Source organism: Desulfomicrobium norvegicum (assembly GCF_900114595.1).
GTDB classification, from domain to species: Bacteria; Desulfobacterota; Desulfovibrionia; order Desulfovibrionales; family Desulfomicrobiaceae; genus Desulfomicrobium; species Desulfomicrobium macestii.
The window spans coordinates 16,434-30,388 of record NZ_FOTO01000016.1; the positions used below are offsets into that span (position 1 = coordinate 16,434).

11 protein-coding genes are annotated in these 13,955 nt (G+C 51.5%); 3 read left to right on the forward strand and 8 right to left on the reverse strand.

Annotated elements, in window-relative coordinates; translation table 11 throughout:
• The first annotated feature begins 140 nt into the window (after window positions 1–140).
• Window positions 141–1,115, forward strand: a complete 975-nt coding sequence (locus BMZ24_RS17265; protein ID WP_161949217.1) for a helix-turn-helix transcriptional regulator — start codon at window positions 141–143, stop codon at window positions 1,113–1,115.
• A 488-nt stretch (window positions 1,116–1,603) separates the two neighbouring features.
• Here the strand turns inward: BMZ24_RS17265 and BMZ24_RS17270 are convergent, their stop codons facing one another.
• On the reverse strand, window positions 1,604–1,990 hold the full coding sequence (locus BMZ24_RS17270) for a helix-turn-helix domain-containing protein (protein ID WP_092194013.1): 387 nt from the start codon (window positions 1,988–1,990) through the stop codon (window positions 1,604–1,606).
• A gap of 191 nt (window positions 1,991–2,181) precedes the next feature.
• Here BMZ24_RS17270 and BMZ24_RS17275 point away from each other — a divergent pair, with 191 nt between their 5' ends.
• On the forward strand, window positions 2,182–3,414 hold the full coding sequence (locus BMZ24_RS17275) for a hypothetical protein (RefSeq protein WP_092194014.1): 1,233 nt from the start codon (window positions 2,182–2,184) through the stop codon (window positions 3,412–3,414).
• A 68-nt stretch (window positions 3,415–3,482) separates the two neighbouring features.
• On the opposite strand, the gene BMZ24_RS17280 is transcribed toward BMZ24_RS17275, so the two are convergent.
• The 7 genes from BMZ24_RS17280 to BMZ24_RS17305 form a co-directional block, all read right to left on the reverse strand.
• A complete protein-coding gene (locus tag BMZ24_RS17280; RefSeq protein WP_143077949.1) occupies window positions 3,483–4,475 on the reverse strand; it encodes a Wadjet anti-phage system protein JetD domain-containing protein in 993 nt (330 codons plus the stop codon).
• Window positions 4,472–8,095: an ATP-binding protein gene (locus tag BMZ24_RS17285; RefSeq protein WP_092194016.1), complete on the reverse strand. Its 3,624-nt coding sequence runs from the start codon at window positions 8,093–8,095 to the stop codon at window positions 4,472–4,474. Before BMZ24_RS17285 ends, BMZ24_RS17280 begins: the two co-directional genes overlap by 4 nt.
• Window positions 8,092–8,835, reverse strand: coding sequence for a condensin complex protein MksE (locus BMZ24_RS17290; RefSeq protein WP_092194017.1), 744 nt, complete (start codon window positions 8,833–8,835; stop codon window positions 8,092–8,094). The genes BMZ24_RS17285 and BMZ24_RS17290 overlap by 4 nt, the downstream gene beginning before the upstream one ends.
• Entirely contained in the window at window positions 8,828–10,135 is a 1,308-nt protein-coding gene (locus tag BMZ24_RS17295; protein ID WP_092194018.1) for a hypothetical protein, read from the reverse strand. The genes BMZ24_RS17290 and BMZ24_RS17295 overlap by 8 nt, the downstream gene beginning before the upstream one ends.
• Before the next feature lie 179 nt (window positions 10,136–10,314).
• A complete protein-coding gene (locus BMZ24_RS17300; RefSeq protein ID WP_092194019.1) occupies window positions 10,315–10,509 on the reverse strand; it encodes a helix-turn-helix domain-containing protein in 195 nt (64 codons plus the stop codon).
• Window positions 10,510–10,556: 47 nt separating this feature from the next.
• Window positions 10,557–12,044: a relaxase/mobilization nuclease domain-containing protein gene (locus BMZ24_RS19575; protein WP_143077950.1), complete on the reverse strand. Its 1,488-nt coding sequence runs from the start codon at window positions 12,042–12,044 to the stop codon at window positions 10,557–10,559.
• 7 nt (window positions 12,045–12,051) lie between these two features.
• Entirely contained in the window at window positions 12,052–12,444 is a 393-nt protein-coding gene (locus BMZ24_RS17305) for a plasmid mobilization protein (protein WP_092194020.1), read from the reverse strand.
• Between the two features lie 1,067 nt (window positions 12,445–13,511).
• On the opposite strand from BMZ24_RS17305, the gene BMZ24_RS17310 reads away from it, so the two are divergent.
• Window positions 13,512–13,913 (forward strand): Ros/MucR family transcriptional regulator, encoded by a 402-nt coding sequence (locus BMZ24_RS17310; RefSeq protein WP_092194021.1) that lies wholly within the window; start codon window positions 13,512–13,514, stop codon window positions 13,911–13,913.
• Window positions 13,914–13,955: the final 42 nt, after the last annotated feature.

Here is a 13,955-nt window from a genome sequence, read left to right on the forward strand (position 1 = left end):
CTGCAAACGTGCTGTTTCTTAGCGTAAGATCACCGGACAGGCTACCCTTGATCGACGATATGGTCCCGTGCGTACGGGACGATCGCAAAATTGATGCGCACAGCCGCCATTATCAGAGCACCCCAACCTTCGAGATCAGCATGGCCAACGATTCCCAGAAGCTCCAGCAACTGCAACGCATCCTGCTCCTCTACCAACTCGTCAAGACGAAACCGGAAATGTCCTCCAAGGCACTCCAGGAGGAGCTGGGCATTGGCAAGTCGACCTACAATCGAGACCGGGAATTCATGAAGAAGCTGGGGGTCAGCTTCGAATATGACAAGGCAAAAAAACGGCAGGACCTCACAAAGGATGCGTTCCTGCCAATTCCGGACCTGAGCCTCGACGAACGCCTGGCCATCATCCTGGCGCTGAGCCAGTTAGGGGAATTGCAAGAATCCTTTCTCGCCAAGCACGCCCGGGCAGCGGCAGCGAAACTCATGGCCGGACAAGAAAAATCCTTCTGCGACGTCTGCAAGGCACTGCTCGAACAGGATCTCGCCCATAAAGGGCATTCGCGGCAGGAGCGGATCGTCGACGACCTGCTCAACGCCACCATCAACCGCCGGCGCATCCGCATCAGCTACTGCAAACCAGGCCAACCAGCCGAGGATTACGAGGTCGAGCCCTATCAGGTGTTCGTTGTGGATGGGTTTCTGTACATGGACGGCTACTGCATCGAGCGCAAGGAGATCCGCTGCTTCAAGGTATGCCGGATACGCGGCGTACAAGATGGTGGGCTGACATTCTCGAATCTGCGCGAATACGATTTCGCCCGCAGACGGACCAATGTCTTCGGGATCTACGCCTCGGACCAGGAACCCGAGCACGTCAAAGTCTGGTTCGCAGCGGAAATTGCACCGTTCATCCGCGAAGAATCCCGCCACGCATCGCAAAAGCTCACCGAAAACAGTGACGGGAGCCTCTTATTTGAGGTCGATGTGGCGGAACCGGAAGAGGTCTTGTGGTGGGCCCTGCGCTGGGGAGGGAACTTTGAGATCATCGAGCCGCAGTGGCTCAGGGACGAGGCTATCAAGACCATCAGAAAAATGGCGCAGCGGTATAAAAAACAATGACAGGGGCAGCATGTATATCAGGTCAATCGCGCTTCGTGTGACCCAACTTTTGGAGGGGCCAAAAATGCTCGAGTTTTATCGTTCCCAGTCCGTGGCTATTCTTGGACGTACGCATGCAGAAATACCATAGGATTTTGGCAGGACTGGCTATATGGGGATTTGGAATGTTACAAGGGTGACTTCCCCAAGATTGGCGTGTCGGACAAGCATCGTGACTAAGGTATGTCGGACAAAATTTAAAAAAAAGGCATCAAATGTTGTTTTTAGTCTTCATTGCGGCTCAAATTGACCACTGATTCCGGTCTCAAAGGCGTCGGAATCAGCTAGAAAATTCTTAGCGGAAGCGACTGAATAACTCGACATATTCCATCATAAAAAGAATCATCAATGTCGTGGCTAGAAATAAACCGGGCACCCTCTCGACATCGAACTCAAAAGCTGTTCGAGGCTCCACTTCTGCCATGAGGATATGCTTCAAAAAACAAGTATTACTTTTTAGCATGATCCAAAAACCTACCAATCATAAACTCAATTTCTCCAGAAAGGGCTTTCAAAAAATAGTCACCATCTTTTAATTCAAAATCATATTTTTTATCTATGTAATTTTTAATTAGAATATTCATATCCTCATCATCTTTTCTCATCTTATCCGCATATTTTTCTCCGAAAACAATATAGTTTAGATCCAGATTATATTGTTTTGCAATCAAAATAGCCCACGCTGCCGGGAACGTGTTCCCGGTTTTTTGCTTCGACACTGAAGCACTCGATATCCCCAAAAACTCTGCAAGGTTCGTCGAAGTTTTGAGATCCGTCTGCTCGGATATCCGCCTGAAAACGTCTTCGAACTCCAAATCCATTCCCGCACGACTCATCTAGTCCTCCAAATTTTTCATCTTTTTCCTAAATCAATTTAGGAAAAATCTAAATAATTTAATGATATTATGATAAATATTTCGATTAAACGCAATTTATTTTAAATATATATTGACAAAACTAGCCTAGAGCTATATATACCCATCTCATAAGTCAACTTTTTTAACCAAAAACAAACAGGAGATTTCTTATGAGCAAGAACAACAAAAACTTGGTCCCCTTTGGAAAGTACGAGGGACAGCCCCTCAAAGTCCTTTTGGCCGACAAGTCCTATTGCGCCTGGCTGGTTGGCCAAGCCAGCATCCGTGATCAGTACCCTGAACTGTGCGACCTGGCATTCAAAGAACATGGACGTGATCTCAAAACGCCAAGCCACAGCAGAATGCAGGCTGAATATATGACTGAAGAAGTGAGCCTAAGATTGTTCTACTTGGTCAATCCGAAAATCTTCAATCACGACAAAGAATACTATGTACATAATATCAATGAATACTTCGCTGACAAAATGTCCATCGTCAAGACGGTATGTGAACGCATGAACAACAGGATTTCTAAAATCAAAAAAATGGCAATCGAAATATCTACAATTTCAAAAAACTGGGAGTTGCACAGACAAAAATCCTTCGCGGTTCCCGTATCACCTTTTAAGAAGTATATGGATGGAAGAGAACACGAAGAATATGTGTTCAAAAATTTTGCAATTCTGATCGTCAACGATCCTGAAGAGATTTACAGGAACACTATCCGGGACTTTGAATTGTTCTATACGTTTTTTGAAGAATTCAGATCGTACTTGGCTGAGTCACAGTTCAATCAGGTCAGCCCTTGCAAGACTTCTTTCGAAAAAAAGTTCAATGATGTAACCATTGAAATCAAAAACCATGAAGAAATTAGCCCGAAATTCTCATCGCGTGTCGAAAAGTTCTTTGAGCGTGCTTTGTACAGATACCCAACCTGCAATAACGAACGGATTAATTACCCGGACTTCTTGCTTGGAGAATGGAGATATGTAAACCCGAAAAAAACCAATGAATTGTATTATGTCGAGCTCAAACCAAGCATTGGCGATGACTATCATGCGGTTTTAAACCAGATCTCGAACCGTAGGGAAATGAATGAGACACACATCAAGCAGAAAACCTCACAAAATGTGAGATACATTCTTGTCATCGGCGCCTACGACGGAACCGGCGTTAGCTTTGAAAATGTCAAAAGAATCTTCAAGACCGAAGAACTTGATGTCGTGCTGGAAAAAGACATCGACGATGTTAAGCTGCCGAAGATTGAAAGAGATTTCAGAATCAGTCCTTTTGAAATCCCTGCTTTGAATGAAATTTTCAACATCCTTGATTCTGTGAAAAAAACAATCCGAAGCGCGAATGAATTTTTTGAAGACAGCAAGAACAGCGCAGCAGGATTCTAATTAATTCAAAATCAGCACCGCGCAGCTGTGTGTATATTAAAAACTGCACTCAGCTGCGCAGTTTCGTTTCAGAAAAGCATTTCGTCCAAGTTTACCCCGCGCTTCCTGAGCTGATAAAGCACCTGCTCCTGCTCAGCCTGCAGTTTATGACCCGCACCCCACCTTGCCAGACCCTTCAACTGGTCGCCGCGCAACGCGCCCTCGCTGAACAATCTGGCGCCCTGCCATGCAGGCAGGCCGGCCTTAAGGAGTTCCAGTGTTTCTCGATTCGGAAAGAACTTCCCGTCCCGCCCCGATACGGCTGAAAGCCTGTCAAATATGGCCAGTCCGTCTGGATCGAAGTCTCCGAAGTGAAACCAGCGACATGAAACCGGAGCCGATCTAAGCCAGGCGACCACCCCTCTGGAGGCATAGCCCCCCGTGTAGATGAGGAGTCCTGTAGGAAGGATGAGTTCCAGAAAGGGAGAGAGATTTTCGCAGGTCATTATGAAATGAAGGCGCGACAGGTCGTACTGCTCCGGGCTGGCATGGGCGGACATCAGGACGGCCTGACCCTGATATTTCGTGACATCGGAAAGATCCGGGCCTCCTGCTATGTGCGGAAGCGTTGAAAAGGCTTTGAGCCGCAACTCTCCCCGGCTGGGCTTAAGGGCGAGCCAGTCCTCGTAGATTCGGGACAGGATGGAGACGGAGCCGATGTGTTTGGAATCTCCGAAGAGTTCGGCACTGAGTTGCTGCCGCCAGACCATGCCCACGGTCTGATCGGTCTTTTCCAAGGCCATGAGCAGGCACAGACAGTCTGCCGCCCGATCAACGATCCGGACTCCCAGTCCCATGGCCGTGGCCAGTGATTCGGCTGAGTCCAGCTTGGCGATGACGTCCGAAAACTCCGGCGTAGCCAGCAGGCGTCGCAGTTCTTGCGCATCGACCAGCGTGGCGGAGTTCTTCTCGCGCCGCACGATTCCCGCCCGCTCGAGCATGGCGAACTCGGCGCTCCAGCCCGCTCTACCCCGCTCCAGCAGACCACGCCAGGCAAGGCACCGGGCAGTAAGATCCTTCACTCAACCTCCCCGACATGTCCGGGATCTTCGCTTACTGCGGCAACCGTTTCCGCTGCCTGCGGGACGTAGACGCCCACATGGGTCACGCCCTGAGGCAGCGCTGTGAGGATATGGGTCAGCGAGTCGGATATATTGAGCATTCTGGGCAATGCCAGCACCAGCTGGCACTCCACCCTGTCCAACAGGTCACGCACGGTGTTCATGGCCCGCTCGTCAAGACGCTCGGCCTCGTCCAGGGCCATCAGCAGGATGCCGCTGCCGCGATGCTGGCCCGAGTCCGAGCCTTCGTAAAAAAGCAGGCTCAGACAGATGGCCAGGTTGATGCCCAGACCCTCGCCACTGGAAAAACCGCTGCGGCGCTCGCGGCCTTCGTCGTCCTCGATGGCCCAGCGCAGACGGACATAGGTACGGTAATCCGTGATCTGGTCGTCTTCGAGCTGCGCGCCCTTGGCATGGCGGGCGATGATCTCCCGGATCTGGTCCAGGAATTCACGCAAGCCCACCGCCGTTCCAGATGAAAACAACGACAGCTGACCGGTGCCCCGCAGATGTTTGAGCCCTTCGTAGGCGGGCTCATGCACTTTCTCCAGGTACACTTTGCGCACCTTGCCAAATCCCAGGTTGGAGAGGATGTCGTTGATCCTTTGCAGCTTGCGGGTCAGGGCGCGGATATCGGCGTCCACATTGTTGCGGATCGCTTCCACGTACCCGCGCAGCTTGCCTTCGATCTTCGCCAGTTCGTCGCGCAAGGCCTTGAGCTTATCTTCCTCGCGATCAAGTTCCACATCGGGAGGCAGCAGCATGGTCAGCACATCGCCCACCAGCTGATCGGGCTCCCTGTCCCGGGGCATGGTCAGTTCCTGGCCGTATTCCCGGCAGACAAGCTCCAGTTGTCCGGACAGGGCCACCCTGGCTTCGGCCCAGGCGTGCCGGGCCTTGTCCCGCCTGGCCTCGGTCCAGTCTCCGTGGAGGGCGGCGGGATCTTCGGCCGGATAGTACCGGCTCCAATGGACAGTGGCCTGCTCCATTTCCTGGATAGCATGGCGAAGCTTGCCGGACATGTCGTTCAGGGTGGTAGACCGGTTCTGCACATCGGCCCGCAGCTTTCCCAACTGTTCAGCTCCGGCGCGAATCTTCCCCTTGATGGAAGCCAGCTCCTTGGTCAGCTCCGCCACCCGCCGCGCCATGAGCTCGGCCTGCGTAAAATCGACGCGACCCTCCAGGACATCGAGGGGCTCATCCTTCTCCAGGGTTTCACGCTTGGATTGGGCCATGGACCTTGAATTCTCGGATTCCCGCCGCTCCCGCTCAAGCTCGGCCTGCCGCTTCTTAAGTTCTTCCTGACTGGAACGCAGCCGCGCCAAGCCCTCTTCCAGGGCTTTCACGTCTCGCTCAAGCTCCGCTATCCTGGCACGCACGGATTCGAGCTGTACCGGGCTTTCCGCCAGTTCGAAAGCCTGGATGCGGCTCTTCAGCTTCTCGACGCAGTCATGGCAGGCCTTGGTCCGGGCCTGGCCTTCGGACACTACGCGGACCCGCTTGGCCAGGGCCTCCTCAAGCACCGCACTCTCCCGGTCGCACAGGGCGTCCCAGGCCCCGAGCACCGTGGCGAGGCGCTCTTCCAGGGCCCGCTGGGAAGCCATGTCGGTCTTAAGGCGGGCCATAGCGGCGTCACATTCCTCCAGATCCCGCGCCAGGGTAATGAGCTGCTCCGCCCGCGCGCGGCTGGACAGCCAGACCGGGCCCTGCGGCTCGTACCAGGCCAGAGCGCCCCGCCCGCCGACAGCGGCAGCGCGGCTTGCCCAGTCCTCTTCCCCGGCCTCTGAGGTGACCACGAAAACCCTGTCCGCCCCTTCCAGCCTATCCAGAAGCTCGGCGCCCTCCCTAGGACGGATGGCCAGGGCGAAGGGGCCAAGGCGCGTCTGCCACGCCGCGGCCTCCTGGACGTCGAGCTGATCAAAATCCATGGCAACGGGATCGGCCAAGCCCTGGTCGACCATACGCTGCGCCTCGGGCGGCAGGGGCGGACGGCCCTGAGCCAGAGTGTCGCGCAACTGCTGAATGCGGCCGCGCTCAGCGGCAAGCTTCTCCTCCTTGAGGCTGAGGCGAATGATCTCATCCTTGGTGGAGCGCAGATTGGATTCAACGTCCTCGCGCTTGGGAGGATCGGTCACGACGTTCGCGCCCACCAAACCATTCCAAAGCAGCAAAGCCTCTTCATGGCGCTTCAAGCGGCGGCGCAGCTCAGCAAGTTGCTCCTTCAACCTGGGTAGAAAACGCAGCTCCTGAAAAGGCTCGTCCCATTCGTTCCAGGCCTCGATGACATCAAAGGCGGAGGAGACCTTGCGACCCAAAATTTCCGCACCCCTGGCCAGATCGGCCTCGTAGCTCCGCCAGACCTTTACGTCCTTGGCCAGCTGGACTTCCTTGCCGGCCATCTTCTCCCGTTCAACCAAAAGCTCTGTCCGCTTGGTAATGCCGGAGGTGATCTCCTCCGACACTATACGGTATTTCTCGGTAATACTTGTCTGCTCGGAGAAAATGGCCTGAAGACGCTTGTCCGCCTGGGCCAGCTCTTTGCCTGCGGCCACGTATTCCTTGTGCCTGCGCAGCTGGGCGTCCAGCGAGGACTGCTGTTTCTGCAGCAGGTCGCGTTGGTCGGAAATCCCGGATTCCTGCTCCTCCAGTTTGGTCAAGGCCAACTGTTGCGCTACAAGTTCCTCTTGGGCCTTTTCCTGTTCCGCCCGAAGCCCGCTCTCCTGTTGCCGCAGGCCTTGGACACGCCCCGAGGACACCACAATGTCGGCGGCCAGGCTTTCGCGACGCGCGCTGTCCAAAGAAAGGCGCAGTTCCTCAAGCTTGAGCCGCGTCTCCCTGAAACAAACCAACCGCTTGAGCCGCTCCTCCACACCGCGACGGTCGTGCATCAGCTTTTCAACGTCGCTGAAAGTCATCTTCATTCCTGACGGTGGTGGGCAGAGCATGTCCTGCAGAAAAACCTTCAAGTCAGTCAGACGCGGCTGCGTGATCTGCCGCCACAGCCTGGCAAAACTCTTCTTCTTGCCGGACCGCATGAGCGGGATGGGAAGGATACCCTGCTCGTGCAGGAAAGAGTGGTAATCATCCACTCGCTCAAAAGGCAGGTAGTCGGCTGTGGGATCGGCCTGCAGGATCCTGCGCGACAGGACCTGGAAATCAGGAGTAATGATGCTCGTCTCGGGGTCGAGGAACAGGCCTTCTTGAAGCGGCACGCGGCGCAGCACGAAGGGCGAGAGGTCGATTTGCTCGCCGCTGGGGCGCACGGCCAGGCGCACGCCCATGGCCGTGACCTCTTCGTGCCCGGTGATGCCGATGGCCGCCCAGGCTACGCGTTGGCGCAACTGGCCGATGATGGAGCGGTCGTTCTGGCCCGATGCCACATTCATGGATATGTACTGCTGGTGGCAGAGGATCACGGTCTGGATGGCGTCGAGGAGCGTGGTCTTACCCACGCCGTTATTGCCGGACAAGACTGTCAGGCGTCCGTGCAGGGGAATCAAGCTGCAAGGGAAGAGCTGATACCCAACTAGGAGCAGCTCCCGGGCCCAGATCGGATCAGGGCTGAAAAAGGGCAGGTTCATTCATCCTCCGCCGCGTCGTCGCTGTCATCGTTTTCCGGTTCGGTCTCGAACCCGGCCCACAGGGTTTTGACCACGCCAAGCAGGTCGGTCGCCTCGCTGCCTTGATGCAGGAGGGCGTTGCGGCTCACTTCCAGAAAACGCTGCAGGCCCGGCAGGCGGTAGACCAGAAGATCCCGCCACTCCGCCCGCACCGATGGACGGAGCTCTACGAATCGGTAACGGGCCAGCTCGTTCAGAAAAGTGCGGATGGCGTCGATCATCCTGTCGCGGTTCTGCTCCGTCTCGGCCCGCTGTCGGCCTCGCCCGCGCACGGGCAGGAAGACCGGGACCAGCATGTTGAAATCGAAGTTCGAGAGAATCCGCCCCGCCAAGTCGGCGGCAGGCACAGACTCCTGGCCGTCCACGCCTTCGGTCACGAAGTGCCAGGCCAGAAAGATGCCCAGGAAGGTCGCCCCGCGGCTGAGGCGTTCGGCCTTGACCATCCCCGAATCGGGTTTGAGGTAGAAGAAGCTCTCCCCGCCCAGGTCGCTGCGGCACAGCCTGTATCCCAGGAAGGCAAAGAAATCCTCCCAGTCCGACTGGTTGCGGTCCAGAAAGCGGAACTCTGGCCCCATGAAGGGATCGATATGCTCGCCGCGCTGCAGGCTGTGGATGATGCGCCGGGACAGGGCCGGGGAGGCGAACAGAACATTGCCGTCGCCCTCGTCGGGCATGTTGTTTTGAATTGGGGCGTCAGACATGGGGCGTGTCCAGGATGACGGGTTGCATAAGAGTTGGCCCAAGAGACTCCCACGGGGCATCGGCGGCACGGACCAGGACGGCCGGCTTCCAGCCCGACATGTCATTTAGGAGGTACCACAGGGCCAGAATTTCGGCATCGGGATCGACTGCATGCGCGGCCAGGAGGCTTCGGATCCACGCGGCAAGAGGCCTGGGCGAGAAAGGGGTGGAACCCCACTGCCTGTGCGCTTCATCAAGAAAATCGCCGCGCCACGGCGCCTGGATGTTCCTGACCGGCTCCGGCACGAAGGCGGACAGGGCCTCCAGCGCCGCCGGGTCGAGGGTGACAGGGGCCTGATTCTGGGAGGCGCTGAATTCTAGGCTGATGGCGCACGGGCGGTTCTGCCCGACCACGGGCATGCTTAAGGGTTCGCGCAGGGCCAGGCGCAGCAGGTCGAGCTGCAGCCGCCCCAGGGCGTCGCGGCGGGACAGGGAGCCGACGAAAGATTGATAGGAGACGCACTGCCGCACGAACCGAATGAGGTTTGCCAGCATGCGCTCAATGCGGTGGCGCATCCCCTCCAGAAAATCCAGCGCCCGCCCAATAGCGGTGCGCAACTCCGGCTGGGAAAAACGGTCGTGACATTCCGAGAGCGCAGCCATGAGCGGCATGTAGGCAGAGCCGTCCTGGACCGCATCAAGCAGCTCGTCCAGATACTCGCGCCCCCTGCGCACCGCGGTCAGGGCCTCTTCAAAGGCCAGCTCGTCCTGCCCGCTGCCCAGGCGCTTGGCGGTCTGCTCCTGATCGAGAAGCCCCTCTTCTATGGACAGGAGCTTGTACTCGATCTTTTCTCGAATGGTGCCATGAAAGAAATGGGTCAGCCACTTGGCAAGCTCCGCAGGATCGCCCTGCGTCATCTCCTGGCGCAGCGAAGAATGCGCCTGATTCAGGAGTGTGCACAAATCCTCGCTACCAAAGTCGGCATCTTCCAAGAGGTCCCGGGCCAGACTGCGCCCAAGCCGAGTCAGACAGTACTCCTGCGCCCGCGAATCCGTCACCGACGTGCGCACCATCCTGAAGCGCACCAGACGGTCAATGACCTGCGCCGGCTGGGAGACGTCATCCTCCATGCCGAGCTGAACCGCGGCATGGGAAAGCTGCTGCCGCAGCTCACGGTCCGAGATCCTCGCCGCCTCTGTGGCCATCTCTCGAAAATACAGCCAGCCGACGAAAAGCAGGTCCTGCTTGGAAAGCTCGAGGCCGCGCGGAAAGCGGTTGGCGAGGCTACTCAGTTTAAAGATGATGTCCTGCTGCTGCATGCCGACAGGAGATATACGGATTGCCGCTCATGGTCCAGAACGTCTCATCCTGATGGAAGCCATATTACAAGAATTGAGATTTCCTTATTATCGCTGCATGACAGACTTTAAATTTTCACAATGAGTTCAAACTAATTCAAAAGTTAAAAGCAACAATAGTGATATATTTTTGCAAAAACTCAGTGCATTGGTTCGACTGTACACGCTTCCATATATTTTACCAAATCATGATAATTATAGCGGACATTTCTACCAAATTTTATATATACAGGAGGCTTTTTCAGATATCTCCACTGCTGAAGAGTTTTGACACTAATCGATAAAAAATCAGCCGCTTCTTTTTCACAGAAAAGCTTTACTTCGTTACTAATCATTCTTTTTACCTCTTAATTAGTTACTGTGTTATTCAGTCTGGCACAAACTACATCTTCAGACTCAACTGACTTTTATTTCTTTGGCTTTGACATTCCGGAATATCATTGCAAATATTAAAATCATATTCATTTGAAATAGACATTTCAAAATTTTCTACATATTTATTTTCAATGTTTATAAAATTAATATATAACTCACTATTAATCTTATAAAAATCAAATATTACGTCAGATAAAATTTTATTTTTTATATTATTATCGTAAATATAATATATAATTTTACTCATTATTGCCTGGAATTCGTTTATAAAATTACAACTACACATTTCTATATAGTTGAATGATTCTTTATATTTTTCAAAAACATGATTAAAATAATCATCTAAGCAACAATTATTTGAATAATCGCTTTTACTGCAATTTGAAATTTGAGGCTTGTCATTTAACCTAATTTCTTTTTTGTTGTATTTTTTTACAATTGTATGAATTTCTACATATTTATAAAATAGTGTATTTAGGTACGCATCAGCTCTACCAACATAAGAATCCTTAGATCTTTTTGACAAAAAATTACGGGAACAGTTTTCGATCCACTCCGAGTCAATAATTTCCTGTGTTAAATTAGAATAATCTTTATTTTTTACAGAAAATCGTTTCATATTATAATTTGAACGCTTTTCACAAACACCATCGAATCTTTCAAACGCTTCATTAGCGGCTCTTTCGTCCGGATAACGAACTAAATCAGCATCAGTACGCCACTCTTCTTCAATTATTCTGTAAAATTCTCGATCTTTTAAGTACAAAGATCCCTTGAGTCGAATATTATAACCCCCATCTGAATTTTTAATACTGATATAATCGTAACCTGTCCGTACAATTTTATAATCAAAACTTTCGATATAACCGACCATTGATGAACGATTAGTCACTTCACCTTCCTTAATACCATTGATCACTATGTCGTGAATTATGCCTCTCTGGTCTGGTTCAAATTCAAAAACTTCTCGCTGCCGAGACTTATCGACATAAATGCGTGGTCCTGGCTGTAAAAGTCTGGCCCGCATGGGATCATTAGGATCCGCCCAACCATACTTATGATTGAGCAGATCCTGCATAGTCCCAAATTTCCGTTCCCAACGGGGAGGAGCTGGATTGAAACATTTACCTGTTTCCAAGTCTAAGCGTGCGATGAGCATATGAACGTGAACACCGCCACCCCAGTCACGATGCAAAATTTCACAATGACAAAACCTATTTATTTCCATTCCTGCGAACGCAAGAAGTCGCCACAGATACATTGCTTCAAGTATTTGCTGCTCCGTTGGCCTGTCAGTTACGGCCCAAGCGACTACACCGCTGGTGTAAACATTCGGGTTCGTCAGCGAATTTGCAACTTTAGCGACAAGGTTTGGCGAACCGTACAAAACAGAAACTTGTTTTCTCTTCTCACCAGTCCAGTCATAATCACCCATAAGATAATCAACCGCTTTCTGCGCATCCCCACGGCCTTTATTCAAATACTTTATAAGCATAGTTTTTCTACTTTTTGTACGCTGGAAGTCCGTGAACCAACTCGCAAAGCGTTTGGTCGAATGCAACGAGCGTGAACATCACAGGCACAATATCTTCCTCAGTTTTGTATTTGGTGACCCAGTTGGCAAGTTGGCTCAATCTGTTGCTCATTTTCGCAACTTCAATCATCAACTCACGGCTTACTTTCGGAGCAGGCCGTTTGGAAGATTTGGGTTCTTCCTTCGGGACCTCCACTTCAATCCCGTATTCAAAAAGAATTTTTCTAATCAAAGTCGCAATTTTCGTATTCTTTGATTTTGCAGCAGCTGCAATCAAAGCTTTTTCATTGCTGCTGACTTTGAAGGAAATTTCTTCAGTCCGCTTTTCACGTCTACACCGCGTCGGAACATGTACAGTCATCACTATTCTCCTTTCTTCTGTCTTGATAAAAATTATGACATCAAAAAAAATAATTCTTGCTCAAATAATAAAAATTTAATAAGAATTAAAATAACTGTTCAATTCATTTCTAATTGAAAAATGACAATACAAATCTATATGTCAAATATGATATTTGACAGAATACAAATACAGACAATACATATGTTTAAAAACACATATCATATCAGACAAATAAAATTTATAATATAATGTCTACATAGGCTTCACCATTTTTACAGGAAAATCATCGCCACGGAAATTCGCACTATAGCCCGCTCAAAAAAAAATGCAAGCAAAACTTTTAATCTACCCTACTCAAATTCTCAAAAATAGAGCTTAGCGCTGCTATTTTCTCCATCATTAAAGCTAGTTGTCGAATAAAACTTTTTTTCGCGCACATTGCCCCTTGAGAAAATCTGGCTTCTCGAGAAACCCCGCAGGGCACGACCGAGAACTTCCTTTCTGATCCGGCCAGCTGTTGTCGCCCGCTCGCGGAACAATTGCTCCCGAAAGAAAACACGTGCAGGTGTCTAGGAAGTGCGCACCGAAACGAGCTGCGACCTCCTGTCCACGACCGCAACAAACGATGGAAGCCATAATATGGGCGTACGACTTTATCTGCGCTTCCAGCACAAAAGGCCAGAGGATCAAATGCCTGACAATGATGGAAGAATATTCGCGCGAATTCCTGACAGGTTGTCAGTGTGATGATATCGAGAAAGCTAGGGTGTCGGAAAATATGCCTATGGCAAGGGTGCCAGGAAAATGAGTGTCGACCAGACCAAGGGCACACATTGCGAGAGTAAGGTGTCCCACTTCGGAAGATTGCAGAGCATCACGGATGTAGTCTATCCAGCGTCCAGCGCGTTATTTACGAGGAGGCACAGTAAACAAACTCAATTTTTAGCCAGTGATTGTAAAATCCAATGTTTTTTACCTTCTCGATATTTGCATGTTACTTCGTCCATAGCACCTCAAAATTAGCACAGGCACAATTTGTGCTAAGAGCTAACAATCAAATTCCCATAGATCCTTAAGGAGAAAACATGGAAGATTATCTCAAACAAGCAATCGAGATCGTAAAAGCCCAAGCATCTGTACGCAACATGAACGAGGACGAGATCACATCCATGATCAAAGCCTTGGCTGGCAGCATTCGTGGCATTACTGAAGGTGCCGCACCCGTTGCCGAAACGGGACCCGCTATTGACCCTAAAAACGCGATTCGCGAAAAGAGCGTCATTTGCTGCGAATGTGGAAAGTCATTCAAAGTTTTGACAAAGCGCCACCTTATAACCCACAGACTCACTCCCGAACAGTACAAGGAAAAATACGGCTACAAAAAGGGTACTCCCCTGGTTGCAAAATCTCTGGCCCGTGACCGCCGGAAAACGATGAAGGACATGAAGCTGTGGGAGAGACGCAAAAAAACCACGAAGGCTGAATAGTGAACGCTGCAAGAAGTTGAGTATTTCAGGCCGGTCTCCTCT

Coding starts and splice junctions, on each gene's coding strand:
- BMZ24_RS17285 (WP_092194016.1), bottom strand. CDS start 8,095: ATGAACCTGCCCTTTTTCAGCCCTGATCCGATCTGGGCCCGGGAGCTG.
- BMZ24_RS17265 (WP_161949217.1), top strand. CDS start 141: ATGGCCAACGATTCCCAGAAGCTCCAGCAACTGCAACGCATCCTGCTC.
- BMZ24_RS17275 (WP_092194014.1), top strand. CDS start 2,182: ATGAGCAAGAACAACAAAAACTTGGTCCCCTTTGGAAAGTACGAGGGA.
- BMZ24_RS17290 (WP_092194017.1), bottom strand. CDS start 8,835: ATGTCTGACGCCCCAATTCAAAACAACATGCCCGACGAGGGCGACGGC.
- BMZ24_RS17305 (WP_092194020.1), bottom strand. CDS start 12,444: ATGACTGTACATGTTCCGACGCGGTGTAGACGTGAAAAGCGGACTGAA.
- BMZ24_RS17295 (WP_092194018.1), bottom strand. CDS start 10,135: ATGCAGCAGCAGGACATCATCTTTAAACTGAGTAGCCTCGCCAACCGC.
- BMZ24_RS19575 (WP_143077950.1), bottom strand. CDS start 12,044: ATGCTTATAAAGTATTTGAATAAAGGCCGTGGGGATGCGCAGAAAGCG.
- BMZ24_RS17270 (WP_092194013.1), bottom strand. CDS start 1,990: ATGAGTCGTGCGGGAATGGATTTGGAGTTCGAAGACGTTTTCAGGCGG.
- BMZ24_RS17300 (WP_092194019.1), bottom strand. CDS start 10,509: ATGATTAGTAACGAAGTAAAGCTTTTCTGTGAAAAAGAAGCGGCTGAT.
- BMZ24_RS17310 (WP_092194021.1), top strand. CDS start 13,512: ATGGAAGATTATCTCAAACAAGCAATCGAGATCGTAAAAGCCCAAGCA.